The organism is Teichococcus wenyumeiae (assembly GCF_003696345.1).
In the GTDB taxonomy this organism is placed as follows: Bacteria; Pseudomonadota; Alphaproteobacteria; order Acetobacterales; family Acetobacteraceae; genus Pseudoroseomonas; species Pseudoroseomonas wenyumeiae.
In genome coordinates this window covers 166,790-189,330 of the sequence record NZ_RFLX01000005.1, presented here as the reverse complement: position 1 = coordinate 189,330, position 22,541 = coordinate 166,790, and the positions used below count along the sequence as shown (strand labels likewise).

Below are 22,541 nucleotides of genomic sequence, written 5' to 3'. Positions count from 1 at the left end.
GCGTTAATCCTGGGCGACGCGATCCTGGCGCCGCCGGGGTGTGGCATTGCGTGGTGCACGATGCAACGCGCTGCCGCGCCCGGACAGGGATGGGTTGGTCATGAAATAGTTGTGGGCGGAGACCGGGTTGGGCCCTTCATCCAGCCGGCGCCAGTGCCCGTCGGCATGCAATTGCCAGGACTGGGCGGTGTCCTTCAGGTTCACCACCATGATCTGGTCCAGGATCTGGGCATGCACGGTGGGGTTCTCCACCGGCACCAGGGTCTCGACGCGCCAGTCCATGTTGCGCGCCATCCAGTCGGCCGAGGAGATGAAGACACGGGCGCGGCGGGACGGCAGGCGGTGGCCATTGCCGAAGACCAGCACGCGGGAATGCTCCAGGAAGCGGCCGATGATGGACTTCACCCGGATATTCTCGCTCATGCCCGGCACGCCGGGGCGCAGGCAGCAGATGCCGCGCACGATGCACTCGATCTTCACGCCCGCGCGGCTGGCGCGGTAGAGCGCGTCGATCAGCGCCTCGTCCACCAGGGAATTCATCTTCAGCCAGATGCCGGCGTGCTTGCCCTCGCGGGCGAAGGCGATCTCCTGCTCGATCAGCCCCATCAGCGCCGGGCGGATGGTCAGCGGCGCGAAGGCCAGCCCGTCCATGGTCTCCGGCCGGGCATAGCCGGTCATGTAGTTGAACAGCTTCTGCGCGTCCCGCGTCAGGCCGGGGTCGGCGGTGAAGAAGCTGAGGTCGGTGTAGATGCGGGCCGTGATGGGGTGGTAGTTGCCGGTGCCGAAATGGGCGTAGGAGCGGAGCGAGCCGCCTTCCCGCCGCACCACCAGCGACATCTTGGCGTGGATCTTCAGGTCCACGAAGCCGAAGACCACCTGCACCCCGGCCGCTTCCAGCTCGCGCGCGAGGGCGATGTTGCGTTCCTCGTCGAAGCGCGCCTTCAGCTCCACCATGGCGGTGACGGACTTGCCGAGGTCGGCGGCCTCGATCAGCGCACGGGTGATGGGGCTGTCGCGCGAGGTGCGGTAGAGCGTCTGCTTGATGGCGACCACATTGGGGTCGCGCGCCGCCTGCCGCAGGAACTGCACCACCACGTCGAAGCTCTCGTAGGGGTGGTGGACCACGATGTCCTTGGCGCGGATGGCGGCGAAGCAGTCGCCGCCGAAATCCAGGATGCGCTCGGGGAAGCGGGGGGTATAGGGCGTGAAGAGCAGGTCGGGGCGGTCGTCCACGATGAGCTGCTTCAGGTCCGCCATGCCCAGCAGGCCATCGACCATGAACAGCTCGGCGCGCGGCGCGTCCAGTTCCTCGGCCACGAAGTCCACCAGGTCAGCGGCCATGCGGGCATCGACGGCCAGCTGGATGGCGCGGCCGCGCCGGCGCCGCTTCAGCGCCGTCTCGTAGGAGCGGACGAGGTCCTCGGCTTCTTCCTCGAATTCCACGTCCGTGTCGCGGATCAGGCGGAAGAGCCCCTGCTCGACATTGATGTAGCCGGGGAAGAGGCGGTGCAGGAACAGCCCGATCAGCTCCTCCAGCAGCACGAAGCGGATGGGGCCGGTGCCGGCGGTGATGTTCGGCACGTCCTCGGTCGGCGGCAGGCGGATGAAACGGTCGATCTGCGGCGGCACCGGCAGCAGGGCGCGCATGATGCCGCCATCCTCCTCCCGCACCAGCTTCAGCACCATGCAGAGCGCCAGGTTGGCGATGAAGGGGAAGGGATGCGCCGGGTCCACCGCCAGCGGCGTCAGCACGGGGAAGACGCGCTCCAGGAACCAGCCTTCCAGCCAGCGGCGGTCGGCTTCCGAAAGCTCCTCCACCGCCACCACGCCGATGCCGGCCTCCCGCAGCTCGCCCCGCAGGTTGCGCCAGGCGGCGTGCTGGCCTTCGACCAGCGCGGCGGCGCGGGCATGGATGGCCACCAGCTGCTGCCCCGGCGTCAGCCCGTCGGGGGAGGAGGGGGAGATGCCGGCGCGTTCCTGCCCCACCAGCCCGGCGACGCGGACGGAATAGAATTCATCGAGATTGGAGGCGGAGATGGCGACGAATCGCAGCCGCTCCAGCAGCGGGTGCTTGGGGTTCTCCGCCTCCTCCAGCACGCGGGCGTTGAAGTCCAGCCAGGACAATTCGCGGTTGATGAAGCGGGCCGGCGCATCGGCGGCGATGGCGGCGGCTTCGGCCGGTTCGGCGGGCGGGGCGGGCGAATGGGTGGCGGCGGTGGCATCCATGCCCGCCAGCCTACAACAAGGCGGGTGTGGCCGGGGAGGGAAGAGCGGCCTCCGCCGCGGAAACGTCATGAAAATGAAGAGCATCGGCGCTGAAGCCGGGCCAGTCGGCCAGGGCGGCGCGGGCCAGGCCGCGGGTGACGGCGCCGCCGGCGGCCAGTGCGGCGCGGTCCAGCCGCTCCACCGCGCGGGCCACGGCGGCGGCCTCGCGCGGCAGGCGGGCCAGCAGCCACTCCTGCACGCCAGCGGGCACGATCAGCTGCCGCTCGGAGAAATCCCGCGCCAGCAGGCTGGCCAGCAGTTGCGCGGAGGGTTCGGCGATGCCGGCGGTGGCGGTGGCGCGCAGCCGGCTGGCGAGGTCCGGCAGCCTCACCGGCCAGCGGGAGGGCGGGGTGCGGCCGGCCAGCAGCAGCGGCAGGCCGGCGGCGGCGCAGGCATTGATCAGGTGGAAGAGCGCTTCCTCATCCGTCACACAATCGGCGTCGTCCAGCGCGGTGGGGGCGGGTTCCGGCACGCCGGAGAGCGCCGGGCCCTGCAGCACCCGCCAGCCGCGCCGCGTCGCCTCCTGCCGCAGCAGGTGGGACTTGCCCACCCCGGCCGGGCCAAAGAGGGCGAGGCGGTGCGCCGGCCAGCGCGCCTCCTGCCCCAGCCAGGCCATGGCCTCGGCATTGGAGGAATCCGGCAGCACCTCACCGGCGAAGCTTTGGGGCAGGTCCAGCGGCAGGGCCAGTTGGCGCTGGGTGTCCAAGGCTCAGCTCCCGGTGCGGGGCGGGTCGAGGTAGAGCGGGCTTTCCAGGTAGCGCCGCAGCCAGTAGCGGGCCAGCACGCCCAGCGCCGCCGCCATGGGCACCGCCAGCAGCACCCCCAGGAAGCCGAAGGCCACGCCGCCGGCAAACAGGGCGAAGATGACCCAGACGGCATGCAACTCCACCCGGTGCCCCAGCAGGCGCGGGTAGATGATGTAGCCCTCGACGATCTGCCCGGTGACAAAGACGGCGGCCACCATGCCGACGCCTTCCCAGGTGCCGAACTGCCCCAGTGCCAGCAGCAGCGCGGTGCCGAGCCCGGTCATGGAGCCGACATAGGGAATGAAGCTCAGCACGCCCGAGGTCAGGCCCAGGATCAGCCCCAGCTCCAGCCCCACGGCGGAGAGCCCGATGGCGTAATAGACGCAGAGCAGCGCGCAGCAGAGCAATTGCCCGCGCAGCCAGGCGGAGAGCACGCGGTCGGTTTCCTGCGCCAGCTGCCGCAGGGTGCGGGCATAGCGGCGGGGCAGCCAGCTCTCGATGCGGCGCATGATGCGCGGCCAGTCCCGCAGCAGGTAGAAGCCCACCACCGGCGTCACCACCACCAGGGTGAAGACCGAGAGCAGCGCATAGCCGCCGCCGATCACCCGGGTCGCCGCCGTGCCCATGAAGGACAGGATGGCGCCCACCTGGCTGACCGCGAGGTCCCGCAGGCGGGTGTCCATCACCTCCGGCCCGAAGCGCTTCTCCAGCGCCGCCATGCCCTCCTGGATGGCGCTGCCGATGCCGGCGACATAATTGGGCAGCCGCGCCAGCAGGGTGCCGACCTGGGCGATCAGCAGCGGGTAGAGCAGCAGCAGCGCCAGCAGGGCGGCGGCCATCAATCCCGCCACCAGCAGCAGCGCCGCCACGCCGCGCGGAAGGCCGAGGCGGTTCATCCGCGTCGCCACCGGGTCCAGGAAATAGGCGATGCAGCCGGCCAGCACGAAGGGCGTCAGGATGGCCGAGAAGAGCCAGAGCAGGAACATCGCGGAGGCCAGCAGCCCCAGCACCAGGGTGATGCGCTGCGCCCGCGTCGCGGTGCGGGGAAAGGGCGGCGGCAGGGGCGGGGCGGGCAGGCGGGGCTCCCCCCGCGCGCTGCGCGCCCGGAGGTCGGGGCTGGCGGGAAGGGGAGCGGGCTTGGTGGTCTCTGGGGTCATGCTCACCCTGTGTCACGCGCCCGCCGGGGCGGCGTCCTCCGCGCCCTGGCGGCGCAACCGGCCTTGTGCCCGCGGCGGCTCAACGCGCCTGGCGCGCCGCTTCCCGGGCATAGGCGAGGCCGGAGGCGATGGTCACGGCGGCCACGCCCCAGGCCAGCATCTCCATAGCAGGGCCCGGCCCCGGACCGAAACCCGCCACAAACAGCGTCAGCCCGGCGAAGAGGATCTGCATCAGGGTATTGAGCTTGGAGAGCATCAGCGGCCGGATGCGCGGCGCATGCCCGGCCAGCCAGAGCACCAGCACGCCGCCGGTGATCAGCAGGTCGCGGAAGACCACGATGATGGCCAGCCAGTCCGGCATCATGCCGATCATCGCCAGCGTGACATAGGCGCCGGTCATCAGCGCCTTGTCCGCCACCGGGTCCATCATGGCGCCGAGGGTGGAGCGCAGATGCCAGCGCCGGGCGATCCAGCCATCGATGCCGTCCGAGGCGCCGGCGGCGGCGAAGAGCACGAAGGCCCAGTCCAACTGGCCATGGGCGATCAGCCAGATGGTGCCCGGCACGGCGCAGAGCCGTGCCAGGGTGATCAGGTTGGGCAGGGTCAGCGGTCCGGCTTCCGCCCCCTCGGGATGCGGGGGGCGGACCGGGGGCGGCAGGCGCGGCTCAGGCGCCGCCGGCAAGGCCGAGGTGCCAGGCTGCGCCAGGCTGCGCCACCGGCACCGGGCTGGCGCCCATGCGCACCGGCGGCGCCAGCACGCTTGGCTGCCCGGCGGGCGGGATGCCGCCGGCCTGCTGCAGCACGATGCCACGGCTGGCGAGGCCCGGCGCCGCCTCGGCCGGCTGCATCCGCAGCCCCAGGCGCAGCCGGGCGCCATCCACCGCGATGGCGACGATGTCGACCGAGCTGACCTCCGGGCTGCCCAGCAGGCGGCGGCGCAGGTCCAGCCATTCCGGCATGCTGTTGAAATGCGCCACCGTCTCCACGAAGGCGGCGGCCGGGTTGAAGGCCTGGTTGGTCGGCACCACCGGCGGCGCGACATAGGAGGAGGAGGAAGGCATGCCGGCCCCGCCGCCCCCGGCCTCGGCCGTGGCACTGCCGCCGCCGCCCGTGCTGAGGCCGGCGAAGTTGGAGACCTTGCGCTGGTTGAAATTCACCGTCAGCCGGCCGTTGTAGCCGGTGCGGGTGGCGCGCTCCTGCTCCACGATGATGCTGTCCACCATCGACTCGATCTGGGAATCGGAGGCGCTGCGGCTGAAACCCAGCTCGCTCGCCATTTTTTCATAGGCCTGACGCTGCGCGGCGGCGAGCGCCTTGGTGCGGGCGATCACGGAGTTCTCGGCGGTGGTTTCCACCGTCACGCCGCGTTGCACGAAGCCGCCGCCACCCTCCTGTGCGCCTGCCAGAAGCGGCATGCCGAGCAGGCCCGTGATGACAGCAGTTGCAGCCAGCCGCCGAAAATGTTGCATTCCGCCCCCTTGGAAGCCCGGGCCGTCGACCCCTGGGTCTTTGCGCATAGCTTATCGGGCCCCTTCATGACCAGTCTGACCTACCGTGACGCCGGCGTGGACATCGAAACCGGCGATGCCCTCGTGGATGCCATCAAGCCCCTGGCCAAGGCCACCCACCGCTCCGGCGTGATGGGCGGCCTGGGCGGCTTCGGCGCGCTCTTCGACCTGAAGGCGGCCGGCTATACCGACCCGGTGCTCGTCTCCTCCACCGATGGCGTCGGCACCAAGCTGAGGCTTGCCATTGATACCGGCTATCATGACGCCGTGGGCATCGATCTGGTTGCCATGTGCGTGAACGATCTGGTGGTGCAGGGCGCCGAGCCGCTGTTCTTCCTGGACTACTTCGCCACCGGCAAGCTGGAGCTGGCCCAGGCGCGGGCCGTGATCGCCGGCATCGCCGAGGGCTGCCGCCAGGCCGGCTCCGCCCTGGTGGGCGGCGAGACGGCCGAGATGCCGGGCATGTATGCCAAGGACGACTACGACCTCGCCGGCTTCTCGGTCGGTGCCGCCGAGCGCGACCAGCTGCTGCCCCGCCCGGATGTCCGCCCCGGCGACGTGCTGCTGGGCCTCGCCTCCTCCGGCGTGCATTCCAACGGTTTTTCGCTCGTGCGCCGCATCCTGGAGGCCAGCGGCAAGGGGGTGCAGGAACCCGCGCCCTTCGCCACCGGCACCACGCTGGGCCATGCGCTGCTGGAGCCCACGCGGATCTACGTGAAGTCGGTGCTGGCGCTGCACAAGGCGCGCATCCTGAAGGCGGCGGCGCATATCACGGGCGGCGGCATCGTCGGCAACCTGCCGCGCGTGCTGCCCCAGGGCACCGTGGGCGTGGTGGATGCCACCGCCTGGACCCCTGCGCCGGTCTTCGCCTGGCTGGCCCAGGCCGGCAATGTGGCGCCGGAGGAGATGCTGCGCGTCTTCAACTGTGGCATCGGCATGATCCTGGTGGTCTCGGCCGATGACGCCGAGACCGCCATCGCCCTGCTGACCGGCGAGGGCGAGCAGGTCAGCCGCATCGGCCAGATCACCGCCGGCACCGCGGGCGCCGAGCCCGAGGTGCGGATGGAGAACCTCACGCCGCAATGGCCGGCGTGAGCGGGGCGCGCCGCCGCACCGCCATCCTGATCTCCGGCCGGGGCAGCAACATGGCGGCGCTGCTCAGCGCCGCCGCCGACCCTGGCTTCCCGGCCGAGATCGTGCTGGTGCTCTCCAACAAGCCCGCCGCCGGCGGGCTGGCGCGGGCGCATGATGCCGGCATCCCCACCGCCGTGGTGGAAAGCCGCCCCTTCGGCCGCGACCGCGCCGGCTTCGAGCGGGCGATGGAAGCCGCCATGGCCGAGCATGGGGTGGAGCTGATCGCCCTGGCCGGCTTCATGCGGGTGCTGACGGAGGATTTCGTCAACCGCTGGTCCGGGCGGATGGTGAATATCCATCCCTCCCTGCTGCCGTCCTTCCCCGGCGTGGATACCCATGCCCGGGCGCTGGCCGCCGGGGTGCGGCTGCATGGCTGCACCGTGCACCTGGTGACGCCGGGCGTGGATGAAGGCCCCATCATCGCCCAGGCCGCCGTGCCCGTGCTGCCCGATGACACCGAGGACACGCTCGGCGCCCGGGTGCTGGAGCAGGAGCATATCCTCTACCCCGCCGCCCTGGCGCTGGTCGCCGCCGGGCGGGTGCGGGTGGAGGAAGGCCGCGCGGTGATCGAGGCCGCCGCCGCCCCCAGCGCCACGGTGCTGCGCAACCCGGGCTGAGCGCCAGGGGTTCCCCCTGGCGGCTTGCGGCGTTCCGGGTGGCCGGGATGATCGCGGGAAGCCTGCGCCAGAAGGAGCCCGCGGCATGAACGAACCGGCTGATCCCAGGCAGCGCGAGGCCGCGGTGGCGGAGCGGCAGGGGCTGGCGGTCAATGGCTATGCCGCCCTGCTGGCCATCCTGGTGCTGGCGGCCGCCGGGGTGGCGCTGATCGCCAGCGGCACCACGGCGGAGAACCCCGGGCAATCCGCCCTGGGCTTCCTGCCGCTGGCGCTCAGCGCCATCCTGTTGCGCGGCGTCTATGTGCTGGCGCCGAATGAAAGCGCCGTCTTCCTGCTCTTCGGCTCCTACAGCGGCAGCGACAGCCAGACGGGACTGCGCCTCACCAATCCCTTCTACACCCGCTCCAAGGTCTCCCGCCGGTTGCGGACGCATGAGATCGCGGCGCTGAAGGTCAATGACGCGGCGGGCAACCCGATCGAGATCGGCGCCGCCGTGGTCTGGTCGGTCTCGGATGCGGCGGCGGCGCTGCTGGAGATCGACGACTACGAGAGTTTCGTGCGGGTGCAGAGCGATGCCGCGCTGCGCCGCATCGCCGGTAGCCACGCCTATGACGCCGAGGAAGTGGCCATCGCGCAGGGCAGCCCCGAAGGCCCGCCCGTGCCGAAGTCGCGCGCCACGCTGCTGGATGGCGGCGACGAGGTGGTGCAGGGCCTGGTGCGGGAGCTGCAGGACCGGGTGCGCCGCGCCGGCATCCGCATCGAGGAAGCGCGCATCACCCACCTGGCCTATGCGCCCGAGATCGCCGGCGCCATGCTGCGGCGGCAGCAGGCCGAGGCGGTGCTGGCCGCCCGGCGCAAGATCGTGGCCGGCGCGGTGGACATGGTGGAGGACGCGCTGGCCGCCCTGGAGCGCAAGGGCCTGTCCCTGGAGCCGGAGCGGCGGACCGCCATGGTCGCCAACCTGCTGGTGGTGCTGGTGGGCGACAAGGACGCGACGCCGGTGATCAATACCGGCGCCATGCCCTAGGGTGAAAGCCCATCAAGGAAGGGCTGGAATGGGTGGAGAGCAGGCCTCCCCTCCTGTCGATCAGGCGTACTGAGCCAAGCCCTGTCCCAGGGACCAGTTTTCTTTCGTCACTTCGACAAGGTTGACGAATACGTCCTCCGACCGCAGACCGGGCGCCTCGCCCAACAGCTCCATGGCCCGACGAAACAGCGCCTTCTTTTGTTCCACAGTGCGAGTGTTGTTGGCCGTGATCTGGATGAAGACGAGTTCGTCGCTTCGAGCAATGCCGAGGTAGGATTTTCCGTAGCGGAAGCTCGCCGTGTCATGCTCGGTGATGACCATGAACTGGTCGTCCTCGGGCACGTCGAACGTTTCATGCAGAGCGCGATAGAGGCCGTCGAAGATTGCCTGCTTGTATGCTGCCGACTTGCCAGCACGCATAGCGATGTGAACCAGGGGCACGGGCCAAGCTCCTTTCGTTGGTCAGCCAGAGAGTGCGTCTCCATCGTTCATTTCGCTAGAATATGGATGCCAATATCTGAGATAATGCACCGTTATGACAGAACGGCCGCTCGATCTTGATGCAGTCTGGGCTTTCATTCTGATTGCCGATCACGGCAGCTTCACGCGGGCGGCCGACGCCATGCGGACGACCCAGGCCGCGATCAGCCTGAAACTCAAAAGGCTTGAGGAAAGACTTGGCTGCCGTCTCGTGGAGCGTACTCCCCGTCATGTCCAACTCTCTGCGAGGGGGCTTGCCTTCCTCGAGCACGCCCGCTCGCTCCGGGCGGTGCATGATCGCGCCCTGACCGCCCTCTCCGGGGCACGGCAGCGGCTGACCATCGGCATCAGCGAGCATGTCGCAGGGCCGGAACTCCCGGCCCTGATCGCTCGCATGAACGCACAGGACCCCCATCTGCTGATGGAGATCCGCATCGGGTCCTCGGGCGACCTCCTGCGGAGCTACGACAGGCGGGAATTGGATGCGGCCATTGTCCGCCTCCATGCCGGGCGGGAGGACGGCGAGATCATCGCCGAGGAACGCTTCGGCTGGTTCGCAGCCCCCGGCTGGCAGCACCGCGCCGACGAGCCTTTGCCCGTGGCTACGCTGGCCGAGCCCTGTGGCGTGCGGGCGTTGGCTGGCCAGGTCCTCGACGCGGCAGGCATTGCTTGGACCGAGATCTTCGTCGGCGGCGGCGTTCCCGCTGTTGTGGCCGCCGTGACCGCCGGGCTGGGCGTCGCTGCCCTGGCGCCGCGCATGCTGCCGCTCGGTGCCGTGGACGTGGGGGACAGGCTTGGACTTCCTCCGCTGCCGCGCCTGCCCATCCTGATCCACTCGCGGATGGCAGAAGGTCGGCCCCGAGATGCCCTGGCTACCCTGTCAGCGGCATTCCGCAGCGCCGTGAGGGGATAGAGGACGGCGGGCGACTGTCCGCAATGGACGCTTCCCCGATGCTTAGCCGGAAAGCGGCCGTTCCGCTCACAGCCAAGCCCGGCTGCTTGGATCACTGCTGCAAGAGCCCGGTTTGGGTCGATAGCAGCGGCATCCAATCAGATTCACCATAGCGCCCGCCACGGCGGAAGGCCTCCCAGCCTCCCGCCACGCGCCTCTCACCGCCCCAGCAGCATCCGCAGGTCGATGCTGTTGGCCATGGCCAGGTAGCCCGCCCGGTTGGGGTGCAGCTTGTCGCCTGGCCCGCCGGTGGTGGATTCCGGCACCATCTCCGCCCGCAGCCCGCCGCTGGCCGGGTCCAGCACGGCGGCGTCGAAATCCGCCACGCCGTCAAAGGTGCCGGAATCGCGGATGAAGGCGTTGAGCGCCTTACGCTTCTCGTCCTGCTCCGCATGGCCATGGGCGGCGCTGCTGCTGCCGAGCGCGGTGGTGACGGTGGCGCCGATCACCCGCACGCCCGGGATGCCCTCCCGCAGCCGCTTCACGCCCTGCTGCATGCCGTCCCGCACCGCTTCCAGCGTGGCATTGCCGTTCTTGCTGAAGTCGTTGATGCCTTCCAGCCAGATCACGGTGGTGACGCCGGAGAGCGAGAGCACGTCCCGCTCCAGCCGCGCCAGGGCGGAAGGGCCGCCGGCGAAGGGGGCAGTGGGGCCATAGCTGGCGGGGCCGGCCACCTGGTTGCCGCCGATGCCGGCATTGACCACCGCCACCGGCCGCCCGGCGCTGGCCACGAGGCGGCGCCACAGCACATCCGGCCAGCGGTCGTCGCCATTCATGGTCGAGGCGGTGCCGTCGGTGATGGAATCGCCGAAGCCGACGATCACCGGCGTGCCGGAGGGCGCCATCATGTCCACCGCATCCAGAAAGAACCAGGAGGCGGTGGAGAAGGCGAAGGACTGCTCGCCTTCCTCCGCGCCATGGGCGCCGGCGCCGGGCGGCGTGGCATAGGAGGTCTGCAGCGCCTTGGCGTGCCAGGTCATCGGCCCGCTGCCGCCCGCGACATGGAAGGATACCGCCAGCTTGCGCCCCGCCAGCAGCGCCGCCGCCGGATCGGCGGCGAAGGGCAGCTCCACCGGGTCCGACCACACCTGCCCGCCGGGCGGGATGGTCACGCTGTCCTGCCCGCCAAAGCGCACGGGGCGGTTGCTGCCGGGCACCAGCGTGGCGCCGCCCAGTTGCAGCCCGGCATGGACGCCATCCAGCACCAGCGGCCGGGTGCCGAAGGCGTTGGAGAAACGCAGCCGCGCCTGCGGCCCCCAGACGGTCGGCCGCAGCACCAGCCGCAGCGTCTGGTCCCGCGCGCCCTCGGCCGGGTCGGGGAAGGCGAAGCGCTGGTCCGGCTGGGCCGAGGGATTGCCGGTGGGGTACGGGCCCTGGACCGACGCGGCCCAGCTGGTGGCCCAGCGCGGCCCGGCGGCGCCGGGGGTGGTGGGGGCGGTGACCTGGGCGAAGGCGCCTGGGCTGGTGGCCCCGGCCGCCAGGGCGCCGGCGGCCAGCAGCAGGCCCGTGCCACCGGTGGCGAAGGTTCTGCGGTTCATGGCGTTGTCCTCACGCGGCTCGCGCGGCCGCTGGGGGAAGTCTTGGTGGATCGGCGGGCAAAAGCAACCGCCCCGTCTCAGTCCACCCAGAGCCCGCGCTTGCGGTGCCAGTCCTCGATCGATTCCTCCGGGTATTCGTCGAAGGTCGCGTCGCGCGGCCCGATCTGCGGCTCCACCCAGGGCGCCTTGTAGCGCAGCATCAGGTGCACCTTCTCCTCCGCCACCGGCAGCGGCGTGTCGATGGCGGAGGCGAAGGGATGCACCAGATCCGGCCAGCTCGGGTCCGCCATCCACAGCGCGCTGGCGCATGTCGGGCAGAAGTGGCGGCGGCCGCTGCTGGTCTCGCAGGTGCCGTCGTCCGCCTGCAACTCGGCGCGGTAGGTGGCGGTCTGGCCATGCACCTGCAGGCTGTCGGCATCGCCCATGATGTTGATGGCATAGCCGCCGCCCCCGGCCGTCTTGCGGCAGATGGAGCAGTAGCAGCGCTGGTAGGGCACGGGCGTATGGCTCCGCAGCGTGAAGCGGACGGCGCCGCAGCGGCAGGAACCTTCCAGGGTCAGGGGCATGGGCAGGGCGCTCCGGCAGGGTGGATGCCTCGCTTAACGCCCGGCCAAGCTCCCCGTTCCCCCTTGCCCCGGCGCGCGGCGCTGCTAAACCTCGCGGGACGCTGGCGCAACAAGGGGACGTCCATGGCCGAGGTGAAGCACGACATCGACTTCGTGGAAGTCAAGGCGGAGGATATCGTGGGCGAGCGCGCCCATGGCTGGTCCGTCTTCACCAAGGCGACCACCTGGGGCATCGTGGCCGTGACCCTGCTGCTGCTGATGCTCTACGGCTGCTGGGGCTGAGGCCCGCGCGGCCTGCACGGACCGCGCATGAAAAAGGGCGGCTCCCTTCCGGGGCCGCCCTTTTTCATGCGCAGGCGCCCGAGGGCGCCCGCGGCTTGCTTCAGCCCACCAGCTCGATGCCGGAGAAGAAGAAGGAGATCTCGCGCGCCGCGGCCTCGGGGCCGTCGGAGCCGTGCACGGAGTTCGCCTCGATGCTCTCGGCGAATTCCTTGCGGATGGTGCCCTCGGCGGCGTTCGCCGGGTTGGTGGCGCCCATGATCTCGCGGTTGCGGGCGATGGCGTTCTCGCCTTCCAGCACCTGCACGACAACGGGGCCCGAGGTCATGAAGGAGACCAGGTCGTTGTAGAAGGGGCGGGCCTTGTGCTCGGCATAGAAGGCGCCGGCCTGGGCCTCAGAGAGCTGGATGCGCTTCTGCGCCACGATGCGCAGGCCCTGCTCCTCGAACTTGGCGTTGATCTTGCCGGTCAGGTTCCGGCGGGTCGCGTCAGGCTTGATGATGGAGAGGGTACGCTCGGCCATGGAAAGGCATCCTTAGCTGGGGGAACGAAAGGCGGATATCAGCGCGCCGGATAAGCGGGGTGGCCGCCGCGCGCAAGGGGCCAGCGCGTGACAAGCGGCGCCGGCTGGCGGGGCCTTGGCAACTTCCGGCCCGGACCAGGGCTTTAACCGGCGCTCCCTGCCTGAAGGATCCCGCCATGCGGCGCCGGCCTGTTTCCGTCATCGTCTTCGCCCTCATCCTGGTGCTGCTGGTGTGGCAGGTGCCGGATGCGCTGCTGCTGACCTTCGGCGGCGCGCTGCTGGGGGTCTTCCTGCGCGGCGGCGGCGACCTGCTGTTCAAGCGCTTCGGTCTGTCCGGCACCGCGCGCGTGCTGGTCTTCACGCTGCTGCTGGTGCTGCTGGGCGTGGCCTTCGCGCTGATGGCGGCGCCGCAACTGGCGGAACAGGCCAACCAGCTCTGGCAACAGGTGCCGCGTGTGATGGAACAGGGCACGCAGCGCCTGTCCCAGTATAGCTGGGGCCAGCAACTGCTGGAGAAGGCCAAGCCCGAGAACCTGCAACTGCCCAGCGGCGGGGGCAGCAGCGCCTTCGCGGTGCTGGGCGGCACCTTTGGCGCGCTGGGCAACTTCGTGCTGCTGATCTTCCTCGGCCTCTATTTCGCGGTGGACCCCGGGCTCTACCGCCGTGGCATCGAGCTGTTCTTCCCGCCCTCCCTCCGCCCCAAGGCGCGCGCCACCTGCGAGGAGATCGCCGAGACCCTGCGCGGCTGGCTGGGGGCGCAGCTGGTCTCCATGACCGTGGTGGGGGTGCTGACCACCCTCGGGCTCTGGGCGCTCGGCATCCCGCTGGCGCCGCTGCTGGGCATGATCGCGGCGCTGCTGACCTTCATCCCCAATATCGGCCCGGTCATGGCGGCGGTGCCGGCGGTGCTGCTGGGGCTGGATTCGGGCATGACCGGCGCCCTGTCGGTGGTGGGCCTCTACCTCGCGGTGCAGACGGTGGAGAGCTACCTCATCACCCCCTATGTCCAGAAGCGCAGCGTGGACCTGCCGCCGGCCCTGACCATCATGGCCCAGGTGGCGATGGGCACGCTCTTCGGCATCACCGGCCTGGCGCTGGCCACACCCCTGGCCGCCATGGGCATGATGCTGGTGCACCGGCTCTACGTGGAGGACTACCTGGATCAGGAGCGGCCGGAGGAAGCCCCGGTGGTGCTGCGCTGAACCACAGGCCGGGGCCAAAGAGGGCGCTGCCCTCTCTGGACACGCCCGCCGGGGTGGAAAGTCCACCCCGGACCCCGCTGCCAGTTTAAGAGGGGCCTGGAGGGCGCGGCATGGTCCCAGCCGCCAGCCTGGAAAATCCAAAGGCCACGCGGGCTGAACCCGCAGCCGCCGGAGGTCCATGACCTCCGTTCCAACCAGCGTGCCTAAAACTGACGGCGGGGCCTGGGGTGACCCTGTCACCCCAGCGGGGAAGGTCCGGAAGGGGCGGCGCCCCTTCTTGCCCCGGCCCGGATGCCTCAGACCAACCCCTGCCGCACCCGCTCGCATTCCTCCCGCGGCGAGGCATCGCGCGCCACCGACAGCAGCAGGCGGCGCAGCCAGGCATGGCCCTGGTCTGCCTCAAAGCGGCGATGGAAGATCAGGGACAGCCGGGTATGGCGCGTCTCCACCGGGCAGGGGCGCAGCGCCAGGGCATGGGCTGCCGCCATCTGCCGTGCCAGTCGGGCGGACAGGGCCATCACCATGTCGGTCCCGCCCAGGATGGCCGGCACCGCCGAGAGATGCGCCACCACGGCGCCGATCCGCCGCGGGTGCCCGGCCTCCCGCATCGGCAGGTCCAGGGCACCTTCGCGGGAGCCATTGGGGGAATGCAACAGGTGCGGGTGCTGCGCGAAGCGCTCCACCGTCAGTTCGCCCCCGGCCAGCGGGTGCCCGGGGCGCATCAGCACCAGGAAGGCCTCCGGCAGCAGGCGCAGGCGGGTATAGAGGGCAGGGGGCTCAGGCAGCATGCCCAGCACCATCTGCGCCTCGTCCGCCTCCAGCATCTGCATGGCATTGACGCGGTCGGCATGGCGGATGGCCAGCATGGCCTGCGGCGCGTGGCTGGCCATATGCGCCAGCAGCGGCGGCGCCAGCACCGCTTCGGCATATTCGGAAAAGCCCAGGCTGAAGACCCGGTCGGACGTGGCGGGGTCGAAGGGCGCATGGGCGGCCAGCGTCTCCCGCAGCCGGTCCAGCACCTCCGCCACCGGGGCGGCCAGCGAAAGAGCCAGCTCCGTCGGCTCCACCCCGCCCGGGCGGCGCAGGAACAACTCATCCCCCAGCGCCTGCCGTAGCCGCGTCAGCGCATTGGAGACGGCGGGCTGCGACAGGTGCAGGCGCTGCGCCGCACGCGTCACGTGCCGCTCACGCGCCACCGCGTCGAATACCCGCAGCAGGTTCAGGTCGAGGCTGGAAAGGTCGGCCATTGATGCCGCTGATGATGACCGTTTCCGATCCGCGTTGGAAGCACGGGCACGGGGCTGGTACCGCTGGCGTCAACAGCGGCCGATGCGGCCGCAGCCCTTCATCAAAGGTTCCCGCCATGAATGACACCCGCCTCGCCCCCTATGCCACGCTGCTGCTGCGCCTCGGCCTCGGCATCCTCTTCCTGGCCCATGGCTTCTACATGAAGGTGCTGACCTTCGGCCTGGCCGGCACCATGGGCTACTTCGGCAGCCTGGGCTATCCGCCCGTCTTTGGCGCCATCGTCGCCCTGGCCGAGACGGCGGCCGGCATCGCGCTGATCCTCGGCCTCTGGGTGCCGCTGGTCTCGCTGCTGACGCTGCCCATCCTGGTCGGCGCCGCCCTGCAGCACGGCGGCAATGGCTGGGTCTTCAGCAACAACGGCGGCGGCTGGGAATTCCCGGTCTTCTGGATCCTGCTGATGCTGGTCCAGGCCGGCCTCGGCGCCGGCGCCCATGCGCTTGACATCCGCCGCCTGCTGGGCCGCCCCGCCGCCACTGCCCAGGCGGCCTGACCCCGCCGCCGCCGCTCAATGGCGGCGGAGGAAATCCAGCACCGCTCTGTTGAACAGCTCCGGCTGCTCCATCGCCACGGAGTGGCCGGCATCGGCGATGTTGAAGACCTCCGCCTGCGGCAGGTGCTTCAGCCAGCGCGCCATCAGCGCCGGCGGCGCCAGCAGGTCCGCACTGGCGGTGATGGCCAGCAGCGGCGTGCGGATGCCCTCCACCTTCGCGAAGGTATTGGGCGTGCGCAGCGGCTGCGGGGGCGCGCCCTTCTGCCGCGCCGCCTCCTGCGCATGGCTCCATTCCGCCACCCGCTCCGGATAAGCGGCGCGGAAGGAAGGGCCGATCTCCCGGAATGGCTCCGGCAGCTCCGTGAAGCCGGGAATGGCGACATTCCGGTTCAACTGCTGCATCTCCGGCTCCGAGAAGGAACCGGTGCTGGCCGCCACCACCAGGCCGCGCAGCGTCTCCGGCCGCCAGGCGGCGTAATCCAGCGCGATGAAGCCGCCGCCCGCAATCCCCAGCAAATGGAAGCGCGGCAGCTTCAGGTGATCCACCAGCGCGCCCAGATCCTCCGCCACGCTGCCCGGCTGCGGCCCGCTGCCGGGCTCCGCCACGCTGCCGCCCCAGCCGCGCCGGTCGGTGGCGATGACGCGATAGCCCGCGGCGGCGAAAGCCTCGAACTGCGGCGCCCAACTGGCGCTGGTGCCCGTATTGGCATGCAGCAGCATCACCGGCACGCCATCCCCGCCACTGTCCCGGTAAGCCAGCCGGACACCCGGCAGCGCCACCTCCCGCAACTCCGGCAGGCCAGCCGCGGCGGCGGGCCGGACGGCACGCGCCAGCAAGGTAGCCGCCGCCAGCCCGAATAACGGACGGCGCGTAAAGGCAGGGCCCATGACTTCCTCCGATCCTTCTTGGCCCGAAAGGATAGCATTATGGCTGAAGCGCCCGCTACCATTCTGCCCCGGGGCCACAACCGCCGCCGCCCTCTACACCGCGGCCGGAACGGTCTAGCATCCCCGCGAAAATCAAAGGGGAAGCAGCGTGGACACACCATCGGCCGGCCTGATCGTCACCATCATCCTGCTCGGCCTCGTGGTGCTGACAGCCTTCAAGGGCATCCGCACCGTCCCCCAGGGCTATAACTGGACCGTGGAACGCTTCGGCGCCTTCACCCGCGTCCTGCACCCCGGCCTCAACTTCGTCATCCCCTTCATCGACGCCATCGGCCACAAGGTGAACGTGCAGGAAATCGTGCTCGACATCCCCGAGCAGGCCGTCATCACCCGCGACAACGCCAATGTCTCCGTCGACGGCATCGTCTACTACCGCGTCATGGACCCGGAGAAATCCGCCTACCAGGTGCAGAACCTGACCCAGGCGCTTTCGGCGCTCGCCATGACCAACATCCGCGCCATCATCGGCGAGATGGACCTCGATTCCGCGCTCTCCTCGCGCGACAAGATCAACTCCCACCTCCTTTCCGCGCTGGACGGCGCCACCGACCCCTGGGGCGTGAAGGTGACGCGCGTGGAAATCCGCAAGATCGAGCCGCCCGCCAACCTCGTTGTCGCCATGAACACCCAGATGATGGCCGAGCGTGAGCGCCGCGCCACCGTCATGCGTGCCCAGGGCGATCGCGAAGCCGCCGTGATGCGCGCCGAAGGCGCCAAGGCCGCCCAGATCCTGGAAGCCGAAGGCCGCCTGGAAGCCGCGAGCCGCGACGCCGAGGCCCGCGAACGCCTGGCCGAGGCCGAGGCCCGCGCCACCCAGGTCGTGGCCGCAGCCGCCCGCGACGGCGGCACCGCCGCCCTGAACTACTTCATCAGCGAACGCTACATCCAGGCCTTCGGCCAATTGGCCGGCAACCCCGCCTCCAAACTCGTGGTGGTGCCGGTGGAGGCATCCGCCCTGGCCGGCGGCATCACCGGCGCGCTGGAAATCTTCCGCGCCGGCACCGGCACACCGCCGCCGCCACGCCCCACCCCGCCAGCCCCCCGCAGCGTGCCCAACACCTGATGACCGGCTGGTTCGCCCCCTGGGCCATCTGGGTGGTGCTGGGCCTGCTGGCCATGGCGGCGGAACTGCTGCTGCCCGGCGCCTTCCTGGTCTGGATCGGCGCGGCGGCCCTGGGCACCGGGCTGGTGCTGCTGGCCTTCGACCCCGGCTTCATCGCCACCGCCCTGGTCTTCATGGCGCTGCTGGCCGCCGGCATCGGCGTCAGCCTGAAACTGTTCCGCCCCCGCGCGGCACCCGCGGCCCTCAACACCCCATCCTCCGGCCTCGTCGGCCGCACTGGCCACCTGCTGGAAGCCCAGGGGCTGGAAGGCCGCGCCCGCATCGGCGATTCTGACTGGCCCGTGCGCCTGACAACGGCAGCCGATCCCGGCGCGCGGGTCGAGGTCATCGCCGTGCAGGGCATGACCCTGCTGGTGCGGCCGGGGTAGGGCGCGCTTGCGGCATCCGGCCAGGGGAAGGCGCCGCCTTCCCCCGGACCCCTATCCGCCAGGAGGCTGAGCCTCCTGGACCTGCATTAAAGTCCGGTTATCAGCAGGGATTGGCGGTCGCTAGGGCCTGTGGATGGGAGAAAGGCAATTGCGTATTGCGGAATATTATTTCTATGTAGATATTATTTGGAAAGCTGAAGGGTGGGAGTTCGGTGAGCTACAAGTTAGTCCCCATTGAAAATCTCTCTACCAATCGCGCGAATGATCGTCATGGTGAGCTTGAAAATGAAACAGCAGCCATTGCGTGGTTATTTTCAAACATGTCTACCCAGATGCGTGGTCTTGCTAAGGATATCGTAAACACTGGCGGAATTTATGAACCTCCTTTGGTTTGCCTGGAGGGCGATAGATTTACAGTCTATGATGGTAATCGCCGCATAACATGTCTGAAATTACTTTCATCTCCCGGACGTGCTCCGAGTATAGAATTAAAGAATTTTTTCGCTGATCTTCGTGCCCAGTGGGAGGGCTCATTCCCGGTGCAGACTATGTGCAGGGTGGAGAGCGACCGCGATAAGATAGACGAAATTTTATATAGAAGGCACACAGGCAGTCAGGGAGGCGTAGGTCAGAGTAATTGGGATGATCGCATGAAATCCACGTTCGTCAACCGAACGGGGAAAGGCGGTAAGCTCAACGTTGCAGATGAAATTGAGAGCCGACTAAAATTAGTCGGTTTGATGCCAAGCCGAGGGCGTATCCCTCGTAGTAACCTTAACCGCCTTCTCTCTGCGGAAGCCTTTCGTCATCGTGTGGGCATCACAATAGCGAAGGGAAGATTCGAATTCACCCGCAAGGAAGATGCTGTTCTTAAAGCATTAGCACGAATTGCCGATGACTTGGCCCGTCGACGGAAAACTCTTGATGATGTGTGGGATGTTGATCGCAAGTTAGAATATCTGGATGAACTCGAAGCAGAAGGCATTTTACCAACTGCCGCTGACGCGTTGCAGCTTCCCAAAAGAGAAAAGCCGAAGCCCGCAAAATCAGATCCAGAGCCTGAATTTTTTCCTAACCCAAAGCCTATTGTAGTAAAAGCATCAAGGCTGCAGAAGCGACTAACACTTATTCCGCATCACGATTATGGAGTGGCATGGACCGGTAGGCTCCAGCGCCATAAAGATATTTGGAATGAGCTGCAGTATAAACTTCGATTGGAAGAACACCCCAATGCGATTGCTGTTTTGTGTCGCGTTCTCTTGGAACTTTCAGTAGATAATTATATCAAGCAAGCCAAGTTAGCGGCTGTAGTCGAGAATGACCCGCTAGCAAAAAAGCTTGTTGCTTCAGCGGAAAATCTGCATACGCAAGGCAAAATCAACAAGCGTTACCTGGAAGTTGTTCGCAAGGCGCGTACTATGGATGCGATAATCTCTGTTGATACCCTCAATAAATATGTTCATTCGCCAAACCTCGCGCCCGCAAGCGATCACTTGATGGCATTGTGGGACACTTTTGCCGATCTTGTGGTGCATTGCCTAAACGAATGATGCACGGGCCGAATGCGGCGGGTGCCACTGAAGTTCGGGGGGCGGCTTGACATAAGCATAAATTCCTATTATCTTGTGCTCGCAGTCTGGAGGTGAGCTTGCATGTCCAACTTCAATACCTCGACTTCCTGGACATCGCTCTCCGATGCTACCTGGGCCGCTCTCCAGCCCTTCCTCCCGACCCTCTCTCCCCAAGGCCGCCGCACCTCAGACCCACGCCAGCGGCTGGACGCCATCTTCCACCTCGCCCATCAACTCGGCGACCCGTGGAAGAACCTGCCGTCGCATTTCGGCCGCCCCGAAACCGTCGCCCGCTTCTTCCGCCGCTTGGTGCATGATGGCTTCTGGCACCGCCTGCTGCGCGCACTCGCCGCCGCCCCGCCGGGCCACCCGCTGCGCGCGCTGGAATACAGCATCTGCCGTGCCTGCCGCCGTGCCGCGCGGCTTGGCGGCCTGCCGCTGCTGGTGCTTATCCGCCGCCTCGGCCTGCGCGCGGCCTTGAACGCGCCGCCCTGGCTGCTGCCGGACCCGCTTTTGTCCGAAACCCTGCGCCGCCTGCCGCTCAACCCCAATTTGCCGGCGGAAGCGCTCCGCAGCCTGCTCCGCCTTTCCCGCAACGCCCTCGGCCGGGCCAGCATCCCGCGTTCCGTGCGGCTGGCATGGGCATGACCGCCTTGCCCGCACCGCGCCTGCGGGTTTCCAGATGACAGGCCTCAGGTGGTGCTGGCCGAAAGCAGGCTGGCTGCTTCGAATACCAAAAGGTGATCGGGGAAGTTCATGGGGCCGGCTACGCATGCCGGGCGAACCACGCCCCCAGGCAAACCATGTGGGCCACCGCTTCATCATCCCGATGGCTGCCGAAACTCGTGCTGGCTGGCAGCATGGTCCCCAAGCTGCGGAGTATCGCCGTCATCGACCTGCCACATGTTTTGCGTTAGTGGCTCCCGCTCCTCAGGTCCCCTGGAGCCGATGCATGGTCCTCAAGCTCTTCCGCATGCTGATGCCGCGGGATGATACGTTCGTGGCTGCCTTCGCCACGCAGGCCGCCCGCACGGTGGATGCCGCGCATGTCTTCCGCGCCATGCTGGCGGACCCCGCCAATGCCGCCCACTATGCTGATCTTCGCCGGATCGAGCGTGAGGCGGACGAGATCAGCCGCGCCACCATCCGCTCCATCCACCGCTCCTTCATCACGCCCTTCGACCGCGCCGATATCCTGAGCCTGACCGACGCGCTGGACGATGTGATCGACCGCATGAAGGATGCCGGGCGGCGCCTGACCCTCTACAAGGTCTCGGTCACGCCGCAGATGCTGACCATGGCCGACTGCATCATCCGCGCCTGCGAGAGCCTGCGCGACGGCATGCCCCTGCTGGAAGACATCTCCGGCAATGCCCGCGCCCTGGGTTCCATGTGCGAGGCAGTGGACGCGATCGAGAGCGAGGCGGACCGCGCCCTGCAGGCCGGCATGGACGCCCTGTTCGCCGAAACCGACACCAGCTCCCCCGGCCACAAGCTCATGGTGCAGATGGTCTATGATGGCATTGAGGCGGTGGCCGACCGCTGCGAGGACGTGACCGACCTCATCCAGGCCGTCATGGTCGAGCAGGTCTGAGGAACGCCGCGCGTGACCGCCGTCAGCATCGGGCTGCCGCTTCTCGTCACCCTGATCGCCATCGCCCTCTTCTTTGATTTCCTGAACGGGCTGCACGACGCCGCGAATTCCATCGCCACCGTTGTTTCCACCCGCGTGCTGGCGCCGCGCGTCGCCGTGGTCTGGGCCGCCTTCTTCAACTTCATCGCCTTCCTCTTTTTCGGCCTGCACGTCGCCAACACCATCGGCCAGGGCATCGTCGCGGCGGATGCAGTGGACCCCGCCGTGATCAGCGGCGCGCTGATCGGCGCCATTGCCTGGAACGTGGCCACCTGGATCTGGGGAATCCCTTCATCCTCCAGCCACGCCCTTGTCGGCGGGTTGGTCGGCGCCGCTGTCGCCAAGGCAGGCTTCTGGGCGGTGCTCTGGGGCGGCGTCGGCACGGTCGCGGCCTTTATCGTCATCTCGCCGCTGCTCGGCTTTCTCCTCGCCCTGCTCCTCGTGCTCATCACCAGTTGGGCCGCGCGCCGCTCCACACCCTATGCGGTCGACCGGCGCTTCCGGGTGCTCCAGCTCCTCTCTTCCTCCCTCTTCAGCCTGGGACATGGCGGCAACGATGCGCAGAAAACCATGGGCATCATCGCCATCCTCCTCTTCTCCCAGGGGATGACGGGGGAGACCTTTCACGTGCCCTTCTGGGTCGTCATCGCCTGCCATGCCGCCATGGGCCTCGGCACGCTCATGGGCGGCTGGCGCATCGTCCGCACCATGGGGTCGCGCATCACGGAACTGCGCCCCGTCCAGGGCTTCTGCGCGGAAACCGGCGGCGCCCTGTCGCTTTTCGGCGCGACCTGGCTCGGCATTCCCGTCTCCACCACCCATACCGTCACTGGCGCCATCGTGGGCGTCGGCGCCGCCCGCCGTGTCTCCGCCGTCCGCTGGGGCGTTGCGCGGCGCATCGTCTGGGCCTGGGTCGTGACCCTGCCTGCCGCCGCGGCCGTGGGCGCGCTTGGCTACTGGCTGAGCGCCATGGTGCTGGGCTGAGCGGCCTTTCCGGAGGCCTTCTACAAGCCGCCCGCGGGAGCGGGACGGTGCCTGCCCCGGCGCCCTTTGTCTTCAGGGCTGTCGCGGGCCTGCCGGGCGCGGGGTTGGCCGCCGGGCTTCAC

General features: G+C 68.7%; 24 protein-coding genes. 13 read left to right on the top strand and 11 right to left on the bottom strand.

All coding sequences use genetic code 11. From position 1 onward, the window contains the following. Positions 1 to 3 precede the first annotated feature (3 nt). From EBE87_RS09570 to EBE87_RS29660, 5 genes are all read right to left on the bottom strand, one after another. Entirely contained in the window at positions 4 to 2,295 is a 2,292-nt protein-coding gene (locus EBE87_RS09570; protein WP_408887706.1) for an RNA degradosome polyphosphate kinase, read from the bottom strand. After that, the gene (locus EBE87_RS09565) at positions 2,237 to 2,971 is read right to left on the bottom strand and encodes a P-loop NTPase family protein (protein WP_122139972.1); all 735 of its coding nucleotides are present in this window, start codon (positions 2,969 to 2,971) and stop codon (positions 2,237 to 2,239) included. Before EBE87_RS09565 ends, EBE87_RS09570 begins: the two co-directional genes overlap by 59 nt. 3 nt (positions 2,972 to 2,974) lie before the next feature. Then, positions 2,975 to 4,168 carry an AI-2E family transporter gene (locus EBE87_RS09560; protein WP_233553548.1) on the bottom strand — a complete coding sequence of 398 codons (1,194 nt, stop codon included), beginning with the start codon at positions 4,166 to 4,168 and terminating at the stop codon, positions 2,975 to 2,977. 79 nt (positions 4,169 to 4,247) lie between these two features. Next, positions 4,248 to 4,850: a CDP-alcohol phosphatidyltransferase family protein gene (locus EBE87_RS09555; RefSeq protein WP_233553546.1), complete on the bottom strand. Its 603-nt coding sequence runs from the start codon at positions 4,848 to 4,850 to the stop codon at positions 4,248 to 4,250. Beyond that, the gene (locus EBE87_RS29660; protein ID WP_233560066.1) at positions 4,834 to 5,637 is read right to left on the bottom strand and encodes a hypothetical protein; all 804 of its coding nucleotides are present in this window, start codon (positions 5,635 to 5,637) and stop codon (positions 4,834 to 4,836) included. Before EBE87_RS29660 ends, EBE87_RS09555 begins: the two co-directional genes overlap by 17 nt. A 66-nt stretch (positions 5,638 to 5,703) precedes the next feature. Here EBE87_RS29660 and purM point away from each other — a divergent pair, with 66 nt between their 5' ends. The 3 genes from purM to EBE87_RS09540 all read left to right on the top strand — a co-directional run bounded on the left by purM (position 5,704) and on the right by EBE87_RS09540 (position 8,454). Continuing rightward, positions 5,704 to 6,771 (top strand): phosphoribosylformylglycinamidine cyclo-ligase, encoded by a 1,068-nt coding sequence (gene purM / locus EBE87_RS09550; RefSeq protein WP_120638078.1) that lies wholly within the window; start codon positions 5,704 to 5,706, stop codon positions 6,769 to 6,771. Beyond that, the gene (gene purN / locus EBE87_RS09545) at positions 6,768 to 7,427 is read left to right on the top strand and encodes a phosphoribosylglycinamide formyltransferase (RefSeq protein WP_456316272.1); all 660 of its coding nucleotides are present in this window, start codon (positions 6,768 to 6,770) and stop codon (positions 7,425 to 7,427) included. Before purM ends, purN begins: the two co-directional genes overlap by 4 nt. An 85-nt stretch (positions 7,428 to 7,512) precedes the next feature. Further along, positions 7,513 to 8,454, top strand: coding sequence for an SPFH domain-containing protein (locus tag EBE87_RS09540; RefSeq protein ID WP_120638075.1), 942 nt, complete (start codon positions 7,513 to 7,515; stop codon positions 8,452 to 8,454). Between the two features lie 60 nt (positions 8,455 to 8,514). On the opposite strand, the gene EBE87_RS09535 is transcribed toward EBE87_RS09540, so the two are convergent. Next, positions 8,515 to 8,895 (bottom strand): tautomerase family protein, encoded by a 381-nt coding sequence (locus EBE87_RS09535; protein WP_120638074.1) that lies wholly within the window; start codon positions 8,893 to 8,895, stop codon positions 8,515 to 8,517. Positions 8,896 to 8,989: 94 nt separating this feature from the next. Here EBE87_RS09535 and EBE87_RS09530 point away from each other — a divergent pair, with 94 nt between their 5' ends. Beyond that, positions 8,990 to 9,847: a LysR family transcriptional regulator gene (locus tag EBE87_RS09530; protein WP_120638073.1), complete on the top strand. Its 858-nt coding sequence runs from the start codon at positions 8,990 to 8,992 to the stop codon at positions 9,845 to 9,847. Positions 9,848 to 10,044: 197 nt separating this feature from the next. Here the strand turns inward: EBE87_RS09530 and EBE87_RS09525 are convergent, their stop codons facing one another. Then, positions 10,045 to 11,424: a GDSL-type esterase/lipase family protein gene (locus EBE87_RS09525; RefSeq protein WP_120638072.1), complete on the bottom strand. Its 1,380-nt coding sequence runs from the start codon at positions 11,422 to 11,424 to the stop codon at positions 10,045 to 10,047. Positions 11,425 to 11,501: 77 nt separating this feature from the next. Beyond that, positions 11,502 to 11,990, bottom strand: coding sequence for a GFA family protein (locus EBE87_RS09520; RefSeq protein ID WP_120638071.1), 489 nt, complete (start codon positions 11,988 to 11,990; stop codon positions 11,502 to 11,504). Positions 11,991 to 12,113: 123 nt separating this feature from the next. On the opposite strand from EBE87_RS09520, the gene EBE87_RS09515 reads away from it, so the two are divergent. Continuing rightward, the gene (locus EBE87_RS09515) at positions 12,114 to 12,272 is read left to right on the top strand and encodes a preprotein translocase subunit SecE (RefSeq protein ID WP_120638070.1); all 159 of its coding nucleotides are present in this window, start codon (positions 12,114 to 12,116) and stop codon (positions 12,270 to 12,272) included. Positions 12,273 to 12,372: 100 nt separating this feature from the next. Here the strand turns inward: EBE87_RS09515 and ndk are convergent, their stop codons facing one another. Continuing rightward, on the bottom strand, positions 12,373 to 12,792 hold the full coding sequence (gene ndk / locus EBE87_RS09510) for a nucleoside-diphosphate kinase (protein ID WP_120638069.1): 420 nt from the start codon (positions 12,790 to 12,792) through the stop codon (positions 12,373 to 12,375). Between the two features lie 176 nt (positions 12,793 to 12,968). Here ndk and EBE87_RS09505 point away from each other — a divergent pair, with 176 nt between their 5' ends. Then, complete coding sequence (locus tag EBE87_RS09505) at positions 12,969 to 13,994, top strand: AI-2E family transporter (protein WP_120638068.1); 1,026 nt, start codon at positions 12,969 to 12,971, stop codon at positions 13,992 to 13,994. 296 nt (positions 13,995 to 14,290) lie between these two features. Here EBE87_RS09505 and EBE87_RS09500 read toward each other — a convergent pair whose 3' ends face one another. Then, entirely contained in the window at positions 14,291 to 15,241 is a 951-nt protein-coding gene (locus EBE87_RS09500; protein ID WP_120638067.1) for a LysR family transcriptional regulator, read from the bottom strand. Positions 15,242 to 15,357: 116 nt separating this feature from the next. Between EBE87_RS09500 and EBE87_RS09495 the strand changes: the two genes are divergently transcribed. Further along, complete coding sequence (locus EBE87_RS09495; protein WP_120638066.1) at positions 15,358 to 15,792, top strand: DoxX family protein; 435 nt, start codon at positions 15,358 to 15,360, stop codon at positions 15,790 to 15,792. Positions 15,793 to 15,807: 15 nt separating this feature from the next. On the opposite strand, the gene EBE87_RS09490 is transcribed toward EBE87_RS09495, so the two are convergent. After that, entirely contained in the window at positions 15,808 to 16,680 is an 873-nt protein-coding gene (locus EBE87_RS09490) for an alpha/beta fold hydrolase (RefSeq protein ID WP_120638065.1), read from the bottom strand. A gap of 148 nt (positions 16,681 to 16,828) precedes the next feature. Between EBE87_RS09490 and EBE87_RS09485 the strand changes: the two genes are divergently transcribed. The 6 genes from EBE87_RS09485 (at position 16,829) to EBE87_RS09460 (ending at position 22,419) form a co-directional block, all read left to right on the top strand. Then, the gene (locus tag EBE87_RS09485) at positions 16,829 to 17,803 is read left to right on the top strand and encodes an SPFH domain-containing protein (RefSeq protein ID WP_120638064.1); all 975 of its coding nucleotides are present in this window, start codon (positions 16,829 to 16,831) and stop codon (positions 17,801 to 17,803) included. After that, the gene (locus EBE87_RS09480; RefSeq protein ID WP_120638063.1) at positions 17,803 to 18,231 is read left to right on the top strand and encodes an NfeD family protein; all 429 of its coding nucleotides are present in this window, start codon (positions 17,803 to 17,805) and stop codon (positions 18,229 to 18,231) included. The genes EBE87_RS09485 and EBE87_RS09480 overlap by 1 nt, the downstream gene beginning before the upstream one ends. A 212-nt stretch (positions 18,232 to 18,443) precedes the next feature. Beyond that, positions 18,444 to 19,781, top strand: coding sequence for a hypothetical protein (locus tag EBE87_RS09475; RefSeq protein ID WP_199707319.1), 1,338 nt, complete (start codon positions 18,444 to 18,446; stop codon positions 19,779 to 19,781). A gap of 102 nt (positions 19,782 to 19,883) precedes the next feature. Continuing rightward, complete coding sequence (locus tag EBE87_RS09470; protein ID WP_120638062.1) at positions 19,884 to 20,450, top strand: transposase; 567 nt, start codon at positions 19,884 to 19,886, stop codon at positions 20,448 to 20,450. Positions 20,451 to 20,754: 304 nt separating this feature from the next. Continuing rightward, positions 20,755 to 21,396: a DUF47 domain-containing protein gene (locus EBE87_RS09465; RefSeq protein ID WP_158600865.1), complete on the top strand. Its 642-nt coding sequence runs from the start codon at positions 20,755 to 20,757 to the stop codon at positions 21,394 to 21,396. A gap of 12 nt (positions 21,397 to 21,408) precedes the next feature. Next, on the top strand, positions 21,409 to 22,419 hold the full coding sequence (locus tag EBE87_RS09460) for an inorganic phosphate transporter (protein WP_120638060.1): 1,011 nt from the start codon (positions 21,409 to 21,411) through the stop codon (positions 22,417 to 22,419). Positions 22,420 to 22,541 lie beyond the last annotated feature (122 nt).